Genomic DNA, 19,425 nt, shown 5'->3' with positions numbered 1-19,425 from the left:
GCCACGGCGTACGGCCCGGGCCGGCGTACGGCCCGGGCCGGCGTACGAGCCCAGGGCGGGCGTACGAGCTCAGGCCCGGGGCCGGGCGATCAGCCGCGCGAGGCGGTCAGCTGCGCGGCGTGCTCCTGGAGCGAACGCACGCCTATGGCTCCCCGCCCGAGCGCCTCGATGCCCTGCACCGCCGCGGCCAGCGCCTGCACGGTGGTCAGGCAGGGAACGCCCCTGGCCACCGCCGCGGTGCGGATGTCGTACCCGTCCAGGCGTCCGCCGGTGCCGAACGGGGTGTTGACGATGAGGTCGATGCCGCCCTCGTGGATCAGCTGGACCACCGTCGGCTCGCCGTTCGGCCCGACGCCCTCGGACTGCTTGCGCACCACGGCGGTGTTGATGCCGTTGCGCTTGAGCACCTCGGCGGTGCCCGCAGTGGCGAGCAGCTCGAAGCCCAGTTGGACGAGTTCGCGCGCCGGGAAGATCAGCGAGCGCTTGTCCCGGTTGGCGACCGAGATGAAGGCCCGCCCCTTGGTGGGCAGCGCACCGTACGCACCGGCCTGGGACTTGGCGTACGCGGTGCCGAACACCGAGTCGATGCCCATGACTTCACCGGTGGAACGCATCTCCGGGCCGAGCACGGTGTCCACGCCGCGACCGTGCACGTCGCGGAAGCGCGACCACGGCATCACCGCCTCCTTCACCGAGATCGGCGCGTCCATCGGCAGGGTGCCGCCGTCACCGGTGGCGGGCAGCAGGCCCTCCTCGCGCAGCTGCGCGACGGTGGCGCCCAGCGAGATACGGGCCGCGGCCTTGGCCAGCGGCACGGCCGTCGCCTTGGAGGTGAAGGGAACGGTGCGCGAGGCGCGGGGGTTGGCCTCCAGCACGTAGAGGATGTCCCCGGCCAGCGCGAACTGGATGTTGATCAGACCCACTACGCCGACGCCTTGCGCGATCGCCTGCGTGGAGGCACGCAGCCGCTTGATGTCGTGGCCGCCGAGAGTGATCGGCGGCAGCGCGCAGGCCGAGTCGCCGGAGTGGATGCCGGCCTCCTCGATGTGCTCCATCACGCCGCCGAGGTAGAGCTCGGTGCCGTCGTAGAGCGCGTCGACGTCGATCTCGATGGCGTCGTCGAGGAACCGGTCGATCAGTACGGGGTGTTCGGAGATCAGTCCGGCGTGCCGCTCCAGATAGGCGCCGAGCGAGGCCTCGTCGTAGACGATCTCCATGCCCCGGCCGCCCAGCACGTAGGACGGCCGGACCATGACCGGGTAGTTGATCCCGGCGGCGATGGCCCTGGCCTCCTCGAAGGAGTACGCGGTGCCGTACTTGGGCGCGGGCAGTCCGGCCTCGGTCAGGACGCGGCCGAAGGCGCCGCGGTCCTCGGCTGCGTGGATCGCCTCCGGCGGGGTGCCGACGACCGGTACGCCGTTGTCCTTGAGCGCCTGCGCCAGGCCCAGCGGGGTCTGGCCGCCGAGCTGGACGATGACGCCCGCGACCTCGCCCGCCCGCTGCTCGGCGTGCACGATCTCCAGCACGTCCTCCAGTGTGAGCGGCTCGAAGTAGAGCCGGTCGGAGGTGTCGTAGTCGGTGGAGACGGTCTCGGGGTTGCAGTTGACCATCACGGTCTCGTAGCCGGCCTCGCTGAGCGCGAAGGAGGCGTGGACACAGGAGTAGTCGAACTCGATGCCCTGGCCGATGCGGTTGGGCCCCGACCCGAGGATGATCACCGCGGGCTTCTCGCGCGGGGCGACCTCGCTCTCCTCGTCGTAGGAGGAGTAGAAGTACGGGGTCCGTGCCGCGAATTCGGCGGCGCAGGTGTCGACGGTCTTGTAGACGGGGCGCACCCCCAGGGCGTGCCGCACCTCCCGTACGACGTCCTCGCGCAGTCCGCGCACGGCGGCGATCTGCGCGTCGGAGAAGCCCACCCGCTTGGCCTCGAAGAGGAGTTCGGCGTCCAGGCGCTCGGCCGCGGCCAGCTCGTCCGCGGTCTCCTTGATCAGGAAGAGCTGGTCGACGAACCAGGGGTCGAGCCGGGTCGCGTCGAAGACCTCCTGCGGGGTGGCGCCCGCGCGGACGGCCGCCATCACCATGTTGATCCGGCCGTCGGTGGGCCGCGGGATGTCCGCCAACAGCTGCGCCTTGTCGCCCAACTCCTCCATGGGGGTGGCGAAGTCGAAGGAGCTGCCCGTCTTCTCCAGCGAACGCAGCGCCTTCTGGAGCGCCTCGGGGAAATTGCGGCCGATCGCCATCGCCTCGCCGACCGACTTCATGGTGGTCGTGAGCGTGCTGTCGGCCGCGGGGAACTTCTCGAAGGCGAACCGGGGCGCCTTGACCACCACGTAGTCCAGGGTCGGCTCGAAGGAGGCCGGGGTCTGCTCGGTGATGTCGTTGGGGATCTCGTCGAGGGTGTAACCGACGGCGAGCTTGGCGGCGATCTTCGCGATCGGGAAGCCGGTCGCCTTGGAGGCGAGCGCGGAGGAGCGGGAGACGCGCGGGTTCATCTCGATGACGATGACCCGGCCGTCCGCGGGGTCGACCGCGAACTGGATGTTGCAGCCGCCGGTGTCCACCCCGACCTCGCGGATCACCGCGATGCCGATGTCGCGCAGCATCTGGTACTCGCGGTCGGTCAGCGTCATCGCCGGGGCGACGGTGATGGAGTCGCCGGTGTGCACGCCCATCGGGTCGAAGTTCTCGATCGAGCAGACGACCACGACGTTGTCGTGCTTGTCGCGCATCAGCTCCAGCTCGTACTCCTTCCAGCCGAGGATCGACTCCTCCAGGAGCACCTCGGTGGTCGGCGAGAGCGTCAGGCCCTGGCCGGCGATCCGGCGCAGGTCCTCCTCGTTGTGGGCGAAGCCGGAGCCGGCGCCGCCCATGGTGAAGGAGGGGCGGACGACGACCGGGTAGCCGCCGAGCGCCTCGACGCCGGCGAGTACGTCGTCCATGGAGTGGCAGATGTGGGAGCGGGCGGACTCGCCGTGGCCGATGTCGCGGTTGACGGCGGCGACGACCTCCTTGAACAGGTCGCGGTCCTCGCCCTTGTTGATGGCCTCGACGTTGGCGCCGATCAGCTCGACGCCGTACTTCTCCAGGGTTCCGGAGCCGTGCAGCGAGATGGCCGTGTTGAGAGCGGTCTGCCCGCCGAGTGTGGGCAGCAGCGCGTCGGGGCGCTCCTTGGCGATGATCTTCTCGACGAACGCGGGGGTGATCGGCTCGATGTAGGTGGCGTCGGCGATCTCCGGGTCGGTCATGATCGTGGCCGGGTTGGAGTTGACCAGGATGACGCGCAGGCCCTCGGCCTTGAGTACCCGGCACGCCTGGGTGCCGGAGTAGTCGAACTCGGCGGCCTGGCCGATGACGATCGGTCCCGATCCGATGACCAGGACGGACTGGATGTCGGTGCGCTTAGGCACGCTGGCCCTCCATCAGGGAGACGAAGCGGTCGAAGAGGTAGGCCGCGTCATGCGGGCCCGCCGCCGCTTCGGGGTGGTACTGGACGCTGAAACCGGGCTGGTCGAGCAGCCGCAGCCCTTCGACGACGTTGTCGTTCAGGCAGACGTGGGACACCTCGGCACGCCCGTAGGGAGTGTCGGAGACGGTGTCCAGCGGTGCGTCGACGGCGAAGCCGTGGTTGTGGGCGGTGATCTCCACCTTGCCGGTGGCCCGGTCCTGGACCGGCTGGTTGATCCCGCGGTGGCCGTACTTCAGCTTGAAGGTGCCGAAGCCCAGAGCCCTGCCGAGGATCTGGTTGCCGAAGCAGATGCCGAACAGCGGTGTCCTGCAGGCGAGTACACCCTGCATCAGGGAGACCGGGTGCTCGGCGGAGGCCGGGTCGCCGGGGCCGTTGGAGAAGAAGACGCCGTCGGGGTCGACCGCGTAGATGTCCTCCAGCGAGGAGTCGGCGGGCAGCACGTGGACCTCGATGCCGCGCTCGGCCATGCGGTGCGGGGTCATGCCCTTGATACCGAGGTCCACCGCCGCGACGGTGAAGCGTTTCGCCCCGATCGCGGGGACGACGTACGGCTCCTTGGTGGCGACCTCGCCGCACAGGTCCGCGCCCTTCATCTGCGGCGAGTCCTGCACCCGGGCGAGCAGCGTCGCCTCGTCGGCGAGCGCCTCGCCGGAGAAGATGCCGGCGCGCATCGCGCCGCGCTCGCGCAGATGGCGGGTGAGGGCGCGGGTGTCGATGCCGCTGATGCCGACCACGCCCTGGCCGGTCAGCTCCTCGTCCAGCGAGCGCTGCGAGCGCCAGTTGGACGGTACGCGCGCGGGGTCCCTCACGACGTACCCGGCGACCCAGATCCGGGCCGACTCCGGGTCCTCGTCGTTGACGCCGGTGTTGCCGATGTGCGGGGCGGTCATCACCACGACCTGGCGGTGGTACGACGGGTCGGTCAGTGTCTCCTGGTAACCGCTCATGCCGGTGGAGAACACCGCCTCTCCGAACGTCTCCCCCACCGCTCCGTAGGCGCGGCCCCGGAAGCTGCGCCCGTCCTCCAGAACGAGTACGGCGGGAGCGCTCCTGGCTCTGCGGGTGGCGGTCGTCATTGCGGGCCTTCCTGGTGCTGCGGATTGGCTGCCACGTCTGCGGGGCTGCCGGCGAGTTCGTTGACAGCCTCCACCCACCGGTGGTGCTCGGCGGGGTGGTCGGCGCGGAAGCCGGAGTCGAGCTGCTGGTCGCCCAACTGCCAGGTGATCACCAGCAGTCCGCCCTCGGTGAGGACCTTGCCGGCGATCCCGGTGTCGAGTCGGGCGCCGCGCAGCTGGTCGGCGGGGACGAAGAAGTCGGCCGCTCCCGGCCGCTCGATGCCCAGCCCCTCGGCGGTGAGGGTGAGCGTGGCCTGGCTCCTGGTGCCCAGACCGTGGGCGACGACGCGGTCCAGCCACTGGCCGGCCGTCGTGGAGGCGTGGTACCGGCCGGTGAGGGTGAGCCGGGCGGTGCCCTGCTCGGTGGGGAGCGCCTCGGGCGCGGGCAGGTCTCCGTGCAGGGTCTCCCGCCGCTTCCAGCCGGTCCGCATCAGCCAGTAGACGAGCACGATGAACAGCAGCGTGCCGACGGCCCAACCGATGTGCGCGCCCCAGTTGGTGACCTCCTTGGACTTTCGCTCGACGTTCTCGTCCGCGAGGAGGGTGAGGAGAGCAGAGTTCACGTGAGGTTCCCGTCCATGACCGTGGCCCGGCCCCGCAGGAAGGTGTGCGTCACACGGCCGGGCAGGTCACGTCCACGGTAGGGCGTGTTGCGGCTGCGGGACGCGAAATGTACGGGGTCCACCTGTCCACGGTAAGCGGAGTCGAGCAGGGTGAGGTTGGCGGGCTCCCCCGCGGCGATCGGACGGCCCTGCCCGGCGAGGCGGCCGATCTCGGCGGGGCGGAAGGACATCCGCTCGGCCACCTGGTTCCAGGTGATCAGCCCGCTGTCGACCATGGTGTTCTGGACGACCGAGAGCGCCGTCTCCAGGCCCACCATGCCCATGGCCGCCGCCCCCCACTCACAGTCCTTGTCCTCGTGCGGGTGGGGGGCGTGGTCGGTGGCGACACAGTCGATGGTGCCGTCGGCCAGCGCCTCTCGCAGCGCCGCGACGTCGGCCTCGGTGCGCAGCGGCGGGTTCACCTTGTAGACCGGGTCGTAGGAGCGTACGAGGTCGTCGGTGAGCAGCAGGTGGTGCGGGGTGACCTCGGCGGTGACGTTCCAGCCCTTGGACTTGGCCCAGCGCACGATCTCCACCGAGCCCGCGGTGGAGAGGTGGCAGATGTGCACCCGGGAGCCGACGTGGGCGGCCAGCAGCACGTCCCGGGCGATGATCGACTCCTCCGCGACCGCGGGCCAGCCGCCGAGGCCGAGCTCGGCGGAGACGACACCCTCGTTCATCTGGGCGCCCTCGGTCAGCCGCGGCTCCTGGGCGTGCTGGGCGACGACGCCGTCGAAGGCCTTCACGTACTCCAGCGCGCGCCGCATGATCACCGCGTCGTGGACGCACTTGCCGTCGTCGGAGAAGACAGTGACACCGGCGGCCGACTCGTGCATCGCTCCCAGCTCGGCGAGCTGCTTGCCCTCCAGACCGACGGTGACCGCGCCGACCGGCTGGACGTCGCAGTACCCGGCCTCGGCGCCCAGCCGCCAGACCTGTTCGACAACGCCGGCGGTGTCCGCGACCGGGAAGGTGTTCGCCATCGCGTGCACCGCAGTGAAGCCGCCGACCGCCGCAGCACGGGTACCGGTCAGGACGGTCTCGGAGTCCTCCCGGCCGGGCTCCCGCAGGTGGGTGTGGAGGTCGACCAGTCCCGGCAGCAGAATCTGGCCGTCCGCCTCGACGACCGTCGCCCCCGCCGCGTCGAGCCCCTGGCCGACCTCGGCGATCGTTGCGCCGTCGATCAGTACGTCCTGGGCCCGGTCGCCGAGCACCTTGGCACCGCGGATCAGGGTCTTGTGCTGGCTCATGCGTTCTCCTCGGTGCGGGTGGCGGGGCCGGGCGCGGCGGCCGGTGCGGCGGCGGGGTTCTCGCTGGTGTCGGTGACGGCCGGCTCGGCACCGCTGAGCAGCAGGTAGAGCACGGCCATGCGAATGCTCACGCCGTTGGTGACCTGCTCGACCGCCGTGCAGCGGGGGGAGTCCGCTACCTCGGCGGTGATCTCCATGCCGCGGTTCATCGGCCCGGGGTGCATGACCACCGAGTGCTCCGGCATCCGCGCCATGCGCTGGCCGTTGAGCCCGTAGCGGCGGGCGTACTCGCGCTCGGTCGGGAAGTACGCGGCGTTCATCCGCTCACGCTGGACGCGCAGCATCATCACGGCGTCGGACTTCGCGAGCTGGGCGTCGAGGTCGTAGGAGACCTCGCAGGGCCACTGCTCGGTGCGTACCGGCACCAGCGTCGGCGGCGCCACCAGAGTGACCTCGGCGCCCAGGGTGCTCAGGAGGTGGACGTTGGAGCGGGCGACGCGGCTGTGCAGGATGTCGCCGACGATGGTGACGCGCCGGCCGGCCAGGTCGGTTCCCGGCCCGTCGCCGAGGCGGCGCCGCAGCGTGAAGGCGTCCAACAGCGCCTGGGTGGGGTGCTCGTGGGTGCCGTCACCGGCGTTGACGACCGAGCCGCCGATCCAGCCGGAGGTGGCGAGCCGGTGCGGCGCCCCGGAGTCGTGGTGGCGAATGACAACGGCGTCGGCGCCCATCGCCTCCAGGGTCAGCGCAGTGTCCTTGAGCGACTCGCCCTTGGAGACCGAGGAGCCCTTCGCGGAGAAGTTGATCACGTCGGCGGACAGCCGCTTCGCGGCGGCCTCGAAGGAAATGCGGGTGCGGGTGGAGTCCTCGAAGAAGAGGTTGACCACCGTACGGCCGCGCAGTGTGGGGAGCTTCTTGATCGGCCGGTCCGCGACCCGCCCCATCTCCTCGGCGGTGTCGAGGATCAGGACGGCGTCGTCGCGGCTGAGGTCGGCGGCCGAGATGAGGTGGCGCTTCATCTGTTGCCTTCCGTGAACTGGGTTGGCTGGATGCGGGCAGGCGCGGACCGCCGAACGCACCACCGGGCGCGGGCGCCGGTGCGCTTCGGGGCGTGCGGAGGAGCTACTGCTCGGCGGTGGGCGCTGTCGCGCGCTGGCCGAGCAGGACGCCGTCCCGGCCGTCCTCCTCGGTGAGCCGCACCCGCACGGTCTCCCGCAGCGAGGTGGGGAGGTTCTTGCCGACGTAGTCGGCACGGATGGGCAGCTCACGGTGGCCACGGTCGACGAGCACGGCGAGCTGCACGGCGCGGGGGCGGCCGATGTCACCGAGTGCATCGAGCGCGGCGCGGATAGTGCGCCCGGAGAAGAGCACGTCGTCGACGAGGACGACCAGGCGGCCCTCGATGCCGTCGCCGGGGATCTCGGTGCGGGCGAGGGCGCGGGCCGGACGCATCCGCAGGTCGTCGCGGTACATGGTGATGTCCAGCGAGCCGACCGGCACGGGATGGCCGGTGATCTCCTGGAGCTTGGCCGCCAGGCGCTGGGCGAGGTGTACACCTCGTGTCGGAACGCCAAGGAGCACGACGTCGTCGGCGCCCTTCGCGCGCTCCACGATCTCGTGGGCGATACGGGTCAACACCCGTGCGATGTCCGGAGCTTCGAGCACCGGGCGGGCGGGAGGCGTCGGGACGGCCGCGGAGCCGTCCACGGGCACGCCTGCGGCGCCCTCACTACTGCTGTCCATGCGAAACGGACCCCCTTCCCCGCCTCACGGGACGGGTCTTAAAGGACGTCTGGATTGACTTTCTCCACCGTACCAGCGGGGTTTCCACCCTCCGTATCCGGCCTGGTCGACGGCGGAAGTCCTGCCCTCAGCTTGACGGCGGACATTACGCTGCGTAACCTCACAGTGAGTTACGAGAACCTCATCCGGGGAGCCTTATGTCCAGCGAATACGCCAAGCAGCTCGGGGCCAAACTCCGCGCCATCCGCACTCAGCAGGGCCTGTCCCTCCACGGAGTCGAGGAGAAGTCGCAGGGCCGGTGGAAGGCCGTCGTCGTCGGCTCCTACGAGCGCGGCGACCGTGCGGTGACCGTCCAGCGTCTCGCCGAGCTGGCCGACTTCTACGGCGTTCCGGTCCAGGAGCTGCTTCCGGGCACCACCCCGGGCGGCGCCGCCGAGCCGCCGCCCAAGCTCGTGCTCGACCTGGAGCGACTGGCCCACGTGCCGGTCGACAAGGCCGGCCCGCTCCAGCGGTACGCCGCCACCATCCAGAGCCAGCGCGGGGACTACAACGGCAAGGTGCTCTCGATCCGCCAGGACGATCTGCGCACCCTGGCCGTCATCTACGACCAGTCCCCCTCGGTCCTCACCGAGCAGCTGATCAGCTGGGGCGTACTGGACGCCGACGCCCGGCGCGCGGTGGCCTCCGAGGACATCTGAGCCGCTCCGGACACCCGGGGAGACCGAGCCACCGCCGAGGGGCCCGGAGGAAGCAAAACGCTTCCTCCGGGCCCCTCGACGCGTACCGGGTCGTACGCGCGCACCGGCGCCGACGGGCGTACCGGGCGCCAACCGACCGCGCCCGGTACGGAGTTCGCGCTCCCGCGAGCGCCGGACACGAAGTGTGCGCGCCCGGCCGCCCGTTCGGGTCGCGTCGGAGGCCGCAGGACTACTGCACGTGATCGTCGGCGACACTTCGCAGCCGGCAACCGAGCGCCGCATCCCGCCTCTCGGAGCGTTCCGCCGGCGCGCGGGCACTGCCGCCGGAACGCACAAGGGCCTTCCGGCGGCAGTGCCGGAGGTCGCCCTCCGCACGGCGCCAGAAGGCCCCCGGTCGTCAACGCGCCTAGACGCGGCGCAGGTTGGGACCCAACTCTTTCAAACGGCCCAGCAGGCCGTTGACGAAGGACGGGGAGTCGTCCGTGGAGAACTCCCGCGCGAGCTGGACGCATTCGTCGATCACGACCGCGTCCGGCGTCTCCTCCACCCACAGCAGCTCGTACGCCCCCAGGCGCAGGATGCTGCGGTCGACGACCGGCATCCGGTCCAGGGGCCAGTCGACCGTGTAGGTGGAGAGAAGCTCGTCGATCCGGGCGACATGCCCGGCGTACCCCTCCACCAGCTCCATCGTGTACTCACTGACCGGTGGCTGCCGGCTGTCGGTACGGGCGTGCCGGATCCAGTCGGCCAGCACGTCGGTGACGCCGCTGCCGCGCTGGTCGGCCTCGAAGATGATCTGGAAGGCGCGCTTGCGGGCCTTGCTGCGGGCTGCCACGGTTAGCTGTTCACCCGGCCGAGGTACTCGCCGCTGCGGGTGTCGACCTTGATCTTCTCACCGGTGGAGATGAACAGCGGAACGCCGATCTCGTAACCGGTCTCCAGCTCGGCGGGCTTGGTGCCGCCGGTGGAGCGGTCGCCCTGCACGCCGGGGTCGGTGTGCTTGATGACCAGCTCGACGGAGGCCGGCAGCTCGACCGAGAGCGGGTTGCCCTCGTACATCGCGACGGTGGCCTCGAACCCCTCGATGAGGTAGTTCGCCGCCTCGCCGAGAGTGGGCCTGTCGACGTGGATCTGGTCGTAGGTGTCCATGTCCATGAACACGTAGTACTCGCCGTCCACATAGCTGAACTGCATGCTGCGACGGTCGACGGTGGCGGTCTCGACCTTCGTACCGGCGTTGAACGTCTTGTCCACGATCTTGCCGGAAAGGAAGTTCTTCAGCTTCGTCCGCACAAAGGCGGGGCCCTTGCCGGGCTTGACGTGCTGGAACTCAACTACGGACCAGAGCTGGCCCCCGTCGAGCTTGAGCACCATGCCGTTCTTGAGGTCGTTCGTACTGGCCACGGTGGCGGATTCTCCTGAGACTGCTGCTCGGACGACCTGGGAGCCGGACCACCCGCCTTCTGCGGCGGGGCGCCTTACAGGGCGAGCAGCTCCTTGGTCGTGATGGTAAGTAGCTCCGGCCCGCCGTCCGCGAGGGAGCGGACAACGAGTGTGTCATCGATCCGGACCCCGCCCCGGCCCGGCAGATGGACCCCGGGCTCGACGGTGACCGGTACGCGAGCGTCAAGTTTACTCATGGCGTCCGGCGACAGCTGAGGGTCCTCTCCGATTTCCAGTCCCACCCCGTGCCCGGTGCACGCCTCCACCGCCCCGCCGTGCCCGGCCGCGGCCAGTACCTCGCGGGCTGCCCGGTCCACCGCACGGCACTCCGCACCCGGCGCCAGCGCCTCACGCCCAGCGCGTTGAGCTGCGAAAACCAGCTCGTACAGCTCGATCTGCCACTCCTCGGGAGCGGTGCCGATGACAAAGGTGCGGCCGATCTGGCAGCGGTAGCCGCGGTAGCGGGCGCCCATCCGTACGGAGAGAAAATCGCCCTCCTCGACCCGTCGATCAGTGGGCACGTGGGTCGGGACGCCCGCGTTGGGGCCGGTCGCGACGGAGGTGGGGAAGGCGGGACCGTCGCCGCCGTGGTCGATCAGACGCCGCTCCAGCTCCAACGCGAGATGGCGCTCCGTCCGGCCGACGAGGATCGACTCCAGCAGCTCGCCGAGCGCCTGGTCGGTGATCTCCGCGGCGATGCGCAGACAGGCGATCTCGTCGTCGTCCTTGACCAGTCGCTGGTGCTCCACCGCGCCGCTGAGGTCCCCCAGCCGCAGCTCGGGGGCCGCCACGAGCAGTGCACGGTGGCGCCGTACGGTCAGATGGCTCTCCTCGACGACCAGCAGCTCGGTACCGATCGAGACCGCCGACCTCGCCGCGGCCAGCAGCGGATCGCCCCCGCCCGGCAGCAGTTCGTGTCGCAGTTCGTCCTGCGCGCCCGGGAGCCACAGCGGTCGCTCCCCCAGGTCCGCGGCGAGCGCGGCCGTACCGCCCGCCCCCGCAGCCACCGGCGCAGGCAGGGTCGGCTGCACGAAGAGGGTGTCCCGGCCGTCGTGGCCGACCAGCAGGACGGCGTACGGCGGCGCGCACCCGGTGAGGTACCGCAGGTTCGCGGGTTGGGAGACGACTGCCCCGGTGCGCCCTTCTCCGGCCCCGTCGGCGGCCAGCGCACAGCGGTCCCGCAGTCGGGCGCGACGGGCCATGTGTACCTCGGACATGTCGCGAGCGTACGACCGCACGGGCCGCCCGGCCGGTCGGGGCACTCCGAGTGGGCGGCGGACGCCGGCGCGGACCCGGCGGGATCACGACCGCGGACCACCCGATCGGACACGGACAGGGACACGACGGCGTTCGGGTGTCGGCCCCGGCACGAGGGCGGCGTACCGGCGTCGGCCCGGGCACGACGGTGTACGCCGCGCAGGCCCGGGCCGACCCGGCGTACGGGTCGCGGAGGCAGGACGGGCGGGAGCAGGCGGGAGGCGGGGACGGACGCCGGGCGCGCTGCTACCAGCTGGGCGGGCTGGCGAGGCTGCGCGAGACGGCCTCGTCGAGCAGCCGCGCGGTCGTCTCCACGTCGTTGCGGGAGTTGTCGATGATCGGCAGCCCCGACCCGTACCAACCGGCCATCCGCCCGTGTATCCGGGCCACTTCCTCGTCGCTCAGACGCCGGTTGCCGCTGCGCTCGGCGTTGCGCTCCAGCACGATCTCCAGGCCCGGCAGCAGCACCACCGGGATCAGGCCGGGTCCCACATGGCGCTTCCAGCCCCCGAGCCCGATGACGGGACGGTCGGGGAAGACGGCGTCGTCGAGGATGCAGGAGACGCCGTTGGCCAGGAAGTTGCGCGCGGCGAAGCCGCAGGTGCGGCGTGCCAGGCGGTACTGGGCCTCGGAGTTGTCGTCCCAGCCGCTCTGCGGATCGGCGAAACCCGAACGCACCCACTCGCGTACGTCGTCCAGGCTGATGTGTGCGGTCGGCACTTGGCGGCGGTCGGCCCAGTAGCGGGCAACGGTGGTCTTTCCCGCGCCCGCCGGACCGATCAGGAGCACCGCCACCGCGGTGTGCGCGACGTCCGGAGCGGACTGGTCGGCCGTCTGGTGGGGCGCCAGCACCGGGTCGCCGGTGGGGAGCGGCAGATGGCCGGTCAGCTCGCTGCCCGCCTGCTGGGGCGGGGCGGGAGGCGGAGCCCAGCCGCCGTGCGGCGGATGAGGCTGCGGGGCGTGCGGTTGGGGCTGCGGGGCGTGTGGCTGAGGGGGCGGCTGCGGATGCGGCTGCATCGGTGGCTGCGGATGTGCGTGGGGCGGCGGGGGCCCGGGGTGCTGCCCGGAGGGCGGCCGATGGCCGGGAACGGCCATGGAGGGGGGTACGGGCTGCTGCGCCCCGTAGTGCTGCATCCGGTCCCACTCCGATCTTTCACGCACCCGCTGTGCGCTGGGTCAACGGTACCGAACCGTACCGTCCACCCGAACGGGTGGGAACGGTGCACCCGCCACCGGCCGTCCCGGCCGCCGACGTCCGGCCGGGCACGCGGCCGTTCCCGCTCAGGTGCACCCGGACCGGGAACGGCGGCGCGGACCTGCTGGTTGTCTCAGCCCTGACCGCCGCCGCGGGCCCCCTCGGCCAGTGAACGCAGCGCCAGGAGATAGGAGTCGATACCGAAACCGGCGATCGTCCCGGAGGCGACCGCGGCGACGACCGAGGTGTGCCGGAAGCTCTCCCGGGCGTGCGGGTTGGAGATGTGCACCTCGATGAGCGGAGCGGTGCGCTGCGCCGCGGCGTCCCGCATGCCGTACGAGTAGTGGGTGAACGCCCCCGGGTTCAGCACCACCGGCAGCCGTCCGTCGGCCGCCTCGTGCAGCCAGCGGATCATCTCGCCCTCGTCGTTGGTCTCGCGCACCTCCACCGCCAGGCCCAGCTCGCGGCCGAGCGCGGTGCACCGCTCGACCAGGCCGGCGTAGGAGGTGGCGCCGTAGACATCGGGCTCGCGGGAGCCCAGCCGACCGAGGTTGGGGCCGTTGAGCACCAGTACGCGGCTGCCGTTCACGCCGCGATCTCCGCGTGCGCGGCCAGCAGCATCGCCGGGTCGGGGCTCTCCAGCACGGTCGGTGCGGCGAGTCCGTTCAGGACGATGAAGCGCAGCCGGTCCCCGCGGGTCTTCTTGTCGACCTTCATCGTCTCCAGCAGCATCGGCCACTGGTCGCCGCGGTAGGTGACGGGCAGCCCCACGGACTCCAGTACGGCGCGGTGCCGCTGCGCCGTCGCCTCGTCCAACCGGCCAGCGATACGGCCCAGTTCGGCCGCGAAGACCATACCGACGGAGACGGCCGCACCGTGGCGCCACTCGTAGCGCTCGTTCTTCTCGATCGCGTGGGCGAGAGTGTGGCCGTAGTTGAGGATCTCGCGCAGCCCGGACTCCTTGAGGTCGCTGCCGACCACCTCGGCCTTGACCCGGATCGAGCGCTCCAGCAGTTCGGTGGTGTGCGGACCGGCGGGCCCGCGAGCACCCTCGGGGTCGCTCTCGATGAGCTCCAGGATCGTCGGGTCGGCGATGAAGCCGGCCTTGATGACCTCGGCGAGGCCGCTGACGTAGTCGTGCACCGGCAGGCTGTCCAGCGCCGCGAGGTCGCACAGCACCCCGGCCGGCGGATGGAAGGCTCCGACGAGGTTCTTGCCCTCCGCGGTGTTGATTCCGGTCTTGCCGCCGACCGCCGCGTCGACCATGCCGAGCACGGTCGTGGGCACGGCGATCCAGCGCACCCCGCGCAGCCAGGTCGCCGCCACGAAGCCCGCCACGTCCGTGGTGGCGCCGCCGCCGACCCCGACGATGACATCGCTGCGGGTGAAGCCGGTCTGGCCGAGCGCCTTCCAGCAGTACGCGGCGACCTCGGCCGTCTTGGACTCCTCCGCGTTGGGCAGCTGGACGGCGATGGCCTCGTAGCCCTGCTCGGCGAGGTCCTCGCGCAGCACCTGCCCGGTCTCGGCGAGGGCCTCCGGGTGGAGCACGGCGACCCGCCTGGCCTGCCTGCCGATCAGGGTCGGCAGTTCGCCGAGGAGTTGACGGCCGATCAGGATGTCGTAGGGCTCGGTGCCCGCGCTGCCTGCGACCGCGACGCGTACCCGGGTTTCGTTGCTCATGCCTTCCTCAGCTCCAGAGCGTCCATGATCTCCTCGACGACCTCGTCGGGGGTGCGTTCGTCCGTGCTCACCACGACCCGGGCAACCTCCGCGTACAGCGGGCGGCGCTCCTCCATCAGGCGGCGCCACTGCTGGCGGGGGTTGACGGCGAGCAGCGGCCGGGCGACGTCGAGCCCGGTGCGGCGCGCGGCCTCGGCGACGCCCATCTCCAGGAAGACCACCGGGCGTCCGGCGAGCAGTTCGCGGGTCTCGGCGGCCATGACCGCGCCGCCGCCGAGCGCGAGCACGCCCTCGTGCTCGGCCAGGGCGGTGCGCACCGCGGCGCGCTCCAGGGCGCGGAAGTGGTCCTCGCCCTCGTCGTAGAAGATCTCGGCGATCGGCTTGCCCGCACCGCTGACGATGTCCTCGTCGGTGTCGCGGCAGGCGGCGTCCAGGCGTTCGCCCAGCAGCTTCCCGACCGTCGACTTGCCGACGCCCATCGGGCCGATCAGGACCACCGCCGGACCGGCGTTCGCGGCGCTCACCGGATCGCCAGGTTCTCGAGGTAGCCGGTGACGTTGCGGCGGGTCTCGGCGACGTTGTCGCCGCCGAACTTCTCGGCCACCGCGTCGGCGAGCACCAGCGCGACCATCGCCTCGGCCACGATCCCCGCCGCCGGCACCGCACAGACGTCGGAGCGCTGGTGGTGCGCCCTGGCCGTCTCGCCGGTGCTGACGTCGACGGTGGCCAACGCCCGCGGCACCGTGGCGATCGGCTTCATCGCGGCGCGCACGCGCAGGAGTTCACCGGTGGTCAGTCCGCCCTCGGTACCGCCGGAGCGGCCCGAGGCGCGGCGGATGCCGTCGTCGGTGACGACGATCTCGTCGTGCGCCTTCGAACCGGGGACCCGTGCGAGGTCGAAGCCGTCCCCGACCTCGACTCCCTTGATGGCCTGGATGCCCATCAGCGCACCGGCCAGTCGTGCGTCCAGCCTGCGGTCCCAGTGGACGTGCGAGCCGAGGCCCACCGGCACACCGTGGGCGACGACCTCGACCACCCCGCCGAGGGTGTCCCCGTCCTTGTGGGCCTGGTCGATCTCGGCGACCATCGCCTCGGAGGCCGCGGGCTCCAGCGCGCGCACCGGGTCGGCGTCCAGCCGCTCGACGTCCGCCGGCACCGGCACCCTGCCGTACGTCGCACGGGCCGCGCCGAGCTCCACCACGTGCGAGACGATCTCGACGCCGCAGGTCTCCTTCAGGTACGAGCGCGCCACCGCCCCGAGCGCCACCCGCGCCGCGGTCTCGCGGGCCGAGGCGCGCTCCAGGATCGGACGGGCCTCGTCGAAGCCGTACTTCTGCATACCGGCGAGATCGGCGTGGCCGGGCCGGGGGCGGGTGAGCGGGGCGTTGCGGGCCAGGTCGGCGAGAACGTCAGGATCGACCGGGTCGGCCGCCATCACCTGCTCCCACTTGGGCCACTCGGTGTTGCCGACCATCACCGCGACCGGGGAGCCCAGGGACAACCCGTGGCGCACGCCGCCGAGGAAGGTGATCTCGTCGCGCTCGAACTTCATCCGGGCGCCGCGTCCGTAGCCCAGACGGCGGCGCGCAAGGGCGTCCGCCACCAGCTCCGTGGTGATCGGCACACCGGCCGGCAGCCCCTCCAGCGTCGCCACCAGTGCGGGGCCGTGGGACTCCCCTGCGGTCAACCAGCGCAACCTGCTCAACGGTTCTCCTCAAGTCCTCGACGCGTCGGGTCCTGGCGCGACGTGTGGTGCAGATCCTGCCACGGACCGCGTCGCGCTCCGGGCGGAGGTCCGTCAGCCGGACAGCCCGCCGGACACCGTGCCGCGCGCGGTCAGCGCAGCCTCTCCGGCGCTGCGCATCGCGGTCAGCGGGCCGTGCTCGGCGCCGGTCATCAGCTCCACCTGGAGCACCGCCTGGTGCACCAACAGGTCGAGGCCGCCCACGAGTTGCCCGCCGCGCTGCTGCCAGGCGGCGGCCAGCTCGGTCGGCCAGGGCTCGTACAGCACGTCGAAGAGCGTGCCGGGGCGTGGAGGCACGGATCCGGCGAGTGCGTCGGTGGCGCCGGCGGGAGTGGTGGCGACCACCAGCGGTGCGCCCAGCGCCTCCGCGGCCCGGCTCCAGTCGGCGGTGGTGACGGACACGCCCAACCGCTCGCCCCAGCCGCGCATCTCCGCGGCGCGCTCGGCACTGCGCACGTACGCGGTGATCTCGCCGTCGCAGATCCGACCGAGGGCGGAGAGCGCGGAGGCCGCGGTGGCGCCGGCACCCAGCACGGCGGCGTGCGGCACCCGTCCCACGCCGCGCTCGCGCAGCGCGGCGAGCATGCCGGGCACATCGGTGTTCTCGCCGACCCGGCGGCCGTCCTCGGAGAACACGACCGTGTTCACCGCCTCGATCTCGGCCGCGGTCGAACTCACGTCGTCCAGCAGGGGGATGACGGCCCGCTTGAGCGGCATGGTGAGGGAGAGGCCGGCCCAGGACGAGTCCAGCGTGCCCATGAAAGGCGCGAGCGCCCGCTCGTCCACCTCGAACATGTCGTACGCCCAGCAGCTCAGCCCCAGCGCCCGGTACGCGGCGCGGTGCAGTTCGGGCGAGAGCGAGTGGGTGATGGGCGAGCCGAGAACGGCGGCCCTTCGTTCTTCGGTCATCAGTCGTTCCTGCGCTGTTCCTCGTTGAACTCCCGCACGTGCTGCGAGTGTTCCTCGAAGGTCTCGCTGAAGCGGGTGTCGCCGGCCCGGACGGTGACGAAGTAGAGCCACTCCCCCTTGGTCGGCTTGAGGGCCGACTCGATCGCCTGGTGGCCGGGGTTGTCGATCGGGCCGGGGGGCAGTCCGGCGATGCGGTAGGTGTTGTACGGGTGGTCGAGCTTGGTGTCGGTGACGCTGACGTCCAGAGTGGAGCGGCCGAGCGCGTAGTTGATGGTGGAGTCGAAGTCCAGGCGGCCGTTGGTGGCGCTGTTGCCCGGCTTGATCCGGTTGTAGACCACCCGGGAGACCTTGCCGAACTCGTCGTCGGACTGGGCCTCGGCCTGGATGAGCGAGGCGATCGTGAGCACCTCGTAGGGGGTGTGCCCGACCTTCTTGGCGTTCCCCTCCAGGTCCACCTTCGTGAACTCGGCGTTGGCGCGCTTGACCATCTCCTTGAGCACGGCCACCGGTTCGGTCTTCTTGGAGACGCTGTACTTGGACGGGAAGAGGAAACCCTCCAGCGGATCCCCGCCCCCCTCCGCCCAGGAGGGCAGGTCGAACTCGGTGCTCTTGGCGAGCTTCTCGGTGGTGCCCTCGGGGGATTCCGTGCGCTCGTCGATGAGTTCGTAGATCTTGCTGGCTCGCAGGCCCTCGGGCACGATCAACCCGCTCTGGCTGGCGGGGTCGAGCATCAGCTTGATCGCGGCCTCGGCGGACATCCCCTTGCGCAGCAGATAGGTGCCCGCGTGGATCTTGGCGGCGTCGCCGTTCTTGCCGCTCGCCTCCACGAAGGCGTCGTGGCTCTTGACGACGCCTTCCTTCTTGAGGATGTTCCCCATCTGGGAGAGCGAGGACGCGGCCGGGATCTCGACCTGCACCTCGCCGCTGCCCGCGCCCGAGTAGTCGGGGGCGGAACCGAACCGGCCCTGGAAGAAGTCGTACGCCAGGTAGCCCGCACCGCCGACACCGCCGACCAGGACGACCGCGGCCGTCAGACAGGCCATGCCGTTCTTCTTGCGACCGCCGTCCTTGCGACCGCCGTCCTTGCGACCGCGTCCGCGCCTGCGGCCCGGCTCGCGATCGCCCGGGTCGTCGTCGAGGTCGTCGTCCTCGGCTGCTCCGCCGCGGGCCGACCGCCCCGAACCCTCGCCGCCCTCGCCGCGTCCCGCCGCCCGCTCAGCCCGCGCCTGCGCGCGACCGCCGGAAGCCGCGGGGGCGTGGTCGTCCGAGAAGAAGGCGTGGTTCTCCAGGCGGGAGTCGCTGTCCCACTCCTCGGGTGCCGCCGGCTCGGGCTGCCGCGCCTGCGCAGCCGCATGCCCCTGGGCGCCGGCCGCCCCCGCGTACGGAGCCTCCTGCCCCGGGGAGCCGTCCCGGCCGTAGGAGGCGTCGTGCCCGTACGAAGTGTCCGGCGCGTACGAAGTGTCCGACGCGTGGGAGGCGGCGTGCCCGTACGAGGTGTCCGGCGCGTACGAGGCGTCCCGGCCGTGGGGATCTCCGTGCCCGGCGGTCCCGCCGTACGGGTCCGCCGCACCGTAGCCCTGCTGCTGCGCGTACGGATCGCCTGCCGGATAGCCGTCCTGCTGCTGCCCGGGTGCGACGCCGCGGCCGTAGGACTCGTGCTGCTGCGCGTACGGGTCCTGGCCGTAGGCGGATCCGGCTCCGTAGGCGTCCGGGGAGGTGTAGGGCTGCTGCCCGCCGCCGGTGTCGCCGTAGCCGTAGCCGCCCTGCTGGGCGTGCGGGTCGTAATGCTGCTGGTGTTGCTGTTGCTGCTGGTACTGCTGGGGCGGGTCCTGGTACGGGCCCTGCTGCTGGCGCGTGCCCAACGGGTCGTCCCCGTACGGTGACTGGGGCGCGCCCGGCTGCTGCTGCCAGTCGGCGTAGCCGTAGGGGTCCTGGTCGGGCCGGCCCTGCTGGGGGTGGCCCTGGCCCGGGGGCTGATGCGCCTGCTGAGTACCGTCCCAGCCCTGGTCCCCGTACAACGGGTCCTCGGGGTGCCACGGTTGGGAGCCTTGGCCCCGGCCATACTCAGTCATCGATCCCCTATGCCGCGCTTCGGCTTCCGCCATCGAGAGCTCGACGCTCGGTCGGCCGCCGTGTCGCCCGGAACGCTACCGTATTGCGATCACACAACCACCTGAGCCGGACCCTTGCGGGGCGTGCCTCTCCCCCGGTCGGGCCCGCGGCGACGAGCGGTCGACCGGGCGTCCGCGAACTCGGCACCCGCCCATGCCAACGAGCCCCGGGACGACGACGTTCCCGCGGGGCGAACTCCCCGCAGTCGGAGTAC

General features: G+C 71.5%; 17 protein-coding genes. 1 reads left to right on the top strand and 16 read right to left on the bottom strand.

Annotation, left to right across the window (positions count from 1 at the left end; all coding sequences use genetic code 11):
- Positions 1 to 89: 89 nt before the first annotated feature.
- The 6 genes from carB to pyrR form a co-directional block, all read right to left on the bottom strand.
- Positions 90 to 3,407 carry a carbamoyl-phosphate synthase large subunit gene (carB, locus tag JGS22_RS20755; RefSeq protein ID WP_211040437.1) on the bottom strand — a complete coding sequence of 1,106 codons (3,318 nt, stop codon included), beginning with the start codon at positions 3,405 to 3,407 and terminating at the stop codon, positions 90 to 92.
- Positions 3,400 to 4,542, bottom strand: coding sequence for a glutamine-hydrolyzing carbamoyl-phosphate synthase small subunit (carA, locus tag JGS22_RS20750; RefSeq protein WP_211040436.1), 1,143 nt, complete (start codon positions 4,540 to 4,542; stop codon positions 3,400 to 3,402). The genes carB and carA overlap by 8 nt, the downstream gene beginning before the upstream one ends.
- Positions 4,539 to 5,144, bottom strand: a complete 606-nt coding sequence (locus JGS22_RS20745; protein ID WP_211040435.1) for a PH-like domain-containing protein — start codon at positions 5,142 to 5,144, stop codon at positions 4,539 to 4,541. The genes carA and JGS22_RS20745 overlap by 4 nt, the downstream gene beginning before the upstream one ends.
- Positions 5,141 to 6,433, bottom strand: coding sequence for a dihydroorotase (locus tag JGS22_RS20740; protein ID WP_211040434.1), 1,293 nt, complete (start codon positions 6,431 to 6,433; stop codon positions 5,141 to 5,143). Before JGS22_RS20740 ends, JGS22_RS20745 begins: the two co-directional genes overlap by 4 nt.
- A complete protein-coding gene (locus JGS22_RS20735) occupies positions 6,430 to 7,449 on the bottom strand; it encodes an aspartate carbamoyltransferase catalytic subunit (protein WP_211040433.1) in 1,020 nt (339 codons plus the stop codon). Before JGS22_RS20735 ends, JGS22_RS20740 begins: the two co-directional genes overlap by 4 nt.
- 103 nt (positions 7,450 to 7,552) lie before the next feature.
- Positions 7,553 to 8,173 carry a bifunctional pyr operon transcriptional regulator/uracil phosphoribosyltransferase PyrR gene (pyrR, locus tag JGS22_RS20730; protein WP_236073225.1) on the bottom strand — a complete coding sequence of 207 codons (621 nt, stop codon included), beginning with the start codon at positions 8,171 to 8,173 and terminating at the stop codon, positions 7,553 to 7,555.
- A 197-nt stretch (positions 8,174 to 8,370) separates the two neighbouring features.
- Between pyrR and bldD the strand changes: the two genes are divergently transcribed.
- Positions 8,371 to 8,871: a transcriptional regulator BldD gene (gene bldD, locus JGS22_RS20725; RefSeq protein ID WP_211040432.1), complete on the top strand. Its 501-nt coding sequence runs from the start codon at positions 8,371 to 8,373 to the stop codon at positions 8,869 to 8,871.
- A gap of 406 nt (positions 8,872 to 9,277) precedes the next feature.
- Here the strand turns inward: bldD and nusB are convergent, their stop codons facing one another.
- The 10 genes from nusB to mltG form a co-directional block, all read right to left on the bottom strand.
- The gene (gene nusB / locus JGS22_RS20720) at positions 9,278 to 9,706 is read right to left on the bottom strand and encodes a transcription antitermination factor NusB (protein WP_211040431.1); all 429 of its coding nucleotides are present in this window, start codon (positions 9,704 to 9,706) and stop codon (positions 9,278 to 9,280) included.
- Positions 9,707 to 9,708: 2 nt separating this feature from the next.
- Entirely contained in the window at positions 9,709 to 10,275 is a 567-nt protein-coding gene (efp, locus tag JGS22_RS20715; protein WP_211040430.1) for an elongation factor P, read from the bottom strand.
- Positions 10,276 to 10,349: 74 nt separating this feature from the next.
- Positions 10,350 to 11,531, bottom strand: a complete 1,182-nt coding sequence (locus JGS22_RS20710; RefSeq protein WP_211040429.1) for a M24 family metallopeptidase — start codon at positions 11,529 to 11,531, stop codon at positions 10,350 to 10,352.
- 286 nt (positions 11,532 to 11,817) lie between these two features.
- Positions 11,818 to 12,705 (bottom strand): AAA family ATPase, encoded by an 888-nt coding sequence (locus JGS22_RS20705; RefSeq protein WP_216815099.1) that lies wholly within the window; start codon positions 12,703 to 12,705, stop codon positions 11,818 to 11,820.
- Between the two features lie 194 nt (positions 12,706 to 12,899).
- Positions 12,900 to 13,355, bottom strand: coding sequence for a type II 3-dehydroquinate dehydratase (locus JGS22_RS20700; RefSeq protein ID WP_216815052.1), 456 nt, complete (start codon positions 13,353 to 13,355; stop codon positions 12,900 to 12,902).
- Positions 13,352 to 14,446 carry a 3-dehydroquinate synthase gene (aroB, locus tag JGS22_RS20695; RefSeq protein WP_211041802.1) on the bottom strand — a complete coding sequence of 365 codons (1,095 nt, stop codon included), beginning with the start codon at positions 14,444 to 14,446 and terminating at the stop codon, positions 13,352 to 13,354. Before aroB ends, JGS22_RS20700 begins: the two co-directional genes overlap by 4 nt.
- The gene (locus JGS22_RS20690; protein ID WP_308405776.1) at positions 14,443 to 14,970 is read right to left on the bottom strand and encodes a shikimate kinase; all 528 of its coding nucleotides are present in this window, start codon (positions 14,968 to 14,970) and stop codon (positions 14,443 to 14,445) included. The genes aroB and JGS22_RS20690 overlap by 4 nt, the downstream gene beginning before the upstream one ends.
- A complete protein-coding gene (aroC, locus tag JGS22_RS20685; RefSeq protein WP_211041803.1) occupies positions 14,967 to 16,151 on the bottom strand; it encodes a chorismate synthase in 1,185 nt (394 codons plus the stop codon). The genes JGS22_RS20690 and aroC overlap by 4 nt, the downstream gene beginning before the upstream one ends.
- 93 nt (positions 16,152 to 16,244) lie before the next feature.
- A complete protein-coding gene (locus tag JGS22_RS20680) occupies positions 16,245 to 17,099 on the bottom strand; it encodes a shikimate dehydrogenase (RefSeq protein WP_211041804.1) in 855 nt (284 codons plus the stop codon).
- A complete protein-coding gene (gene mltG / locus JGS22_RS20675) occupies positions 17,099 to 19,171 on the bottom strand; it encodes an endolytic transglycosylase MltG (RefSeq protein WP_211041805.1) in 2,073 nt (690 codons plus the stop codon). The genes JGS22_RS20680 and mltG overlap by 1 nt, the downstream gene beginning before the upstream one ends.
- Between the last annotated feature and the right edge of the window lie 254 nt (positions 19,172 to 19,425).

It is taken from the genome of Streptomyces tardus (assembly GCF_018101125.2).
Taxonomy (GTDB): Bacteria; Actinomycetota; Actinomycetes; order Streptomycetales; family Streptomycetaceae; genus Streptomyces; species Streptomyces tardus.
The sequence above is the reverse complement of the archived record's forward strand: the minus strand, read 5'-3'. Positions and strand labels throughout refer to the sequence as shown.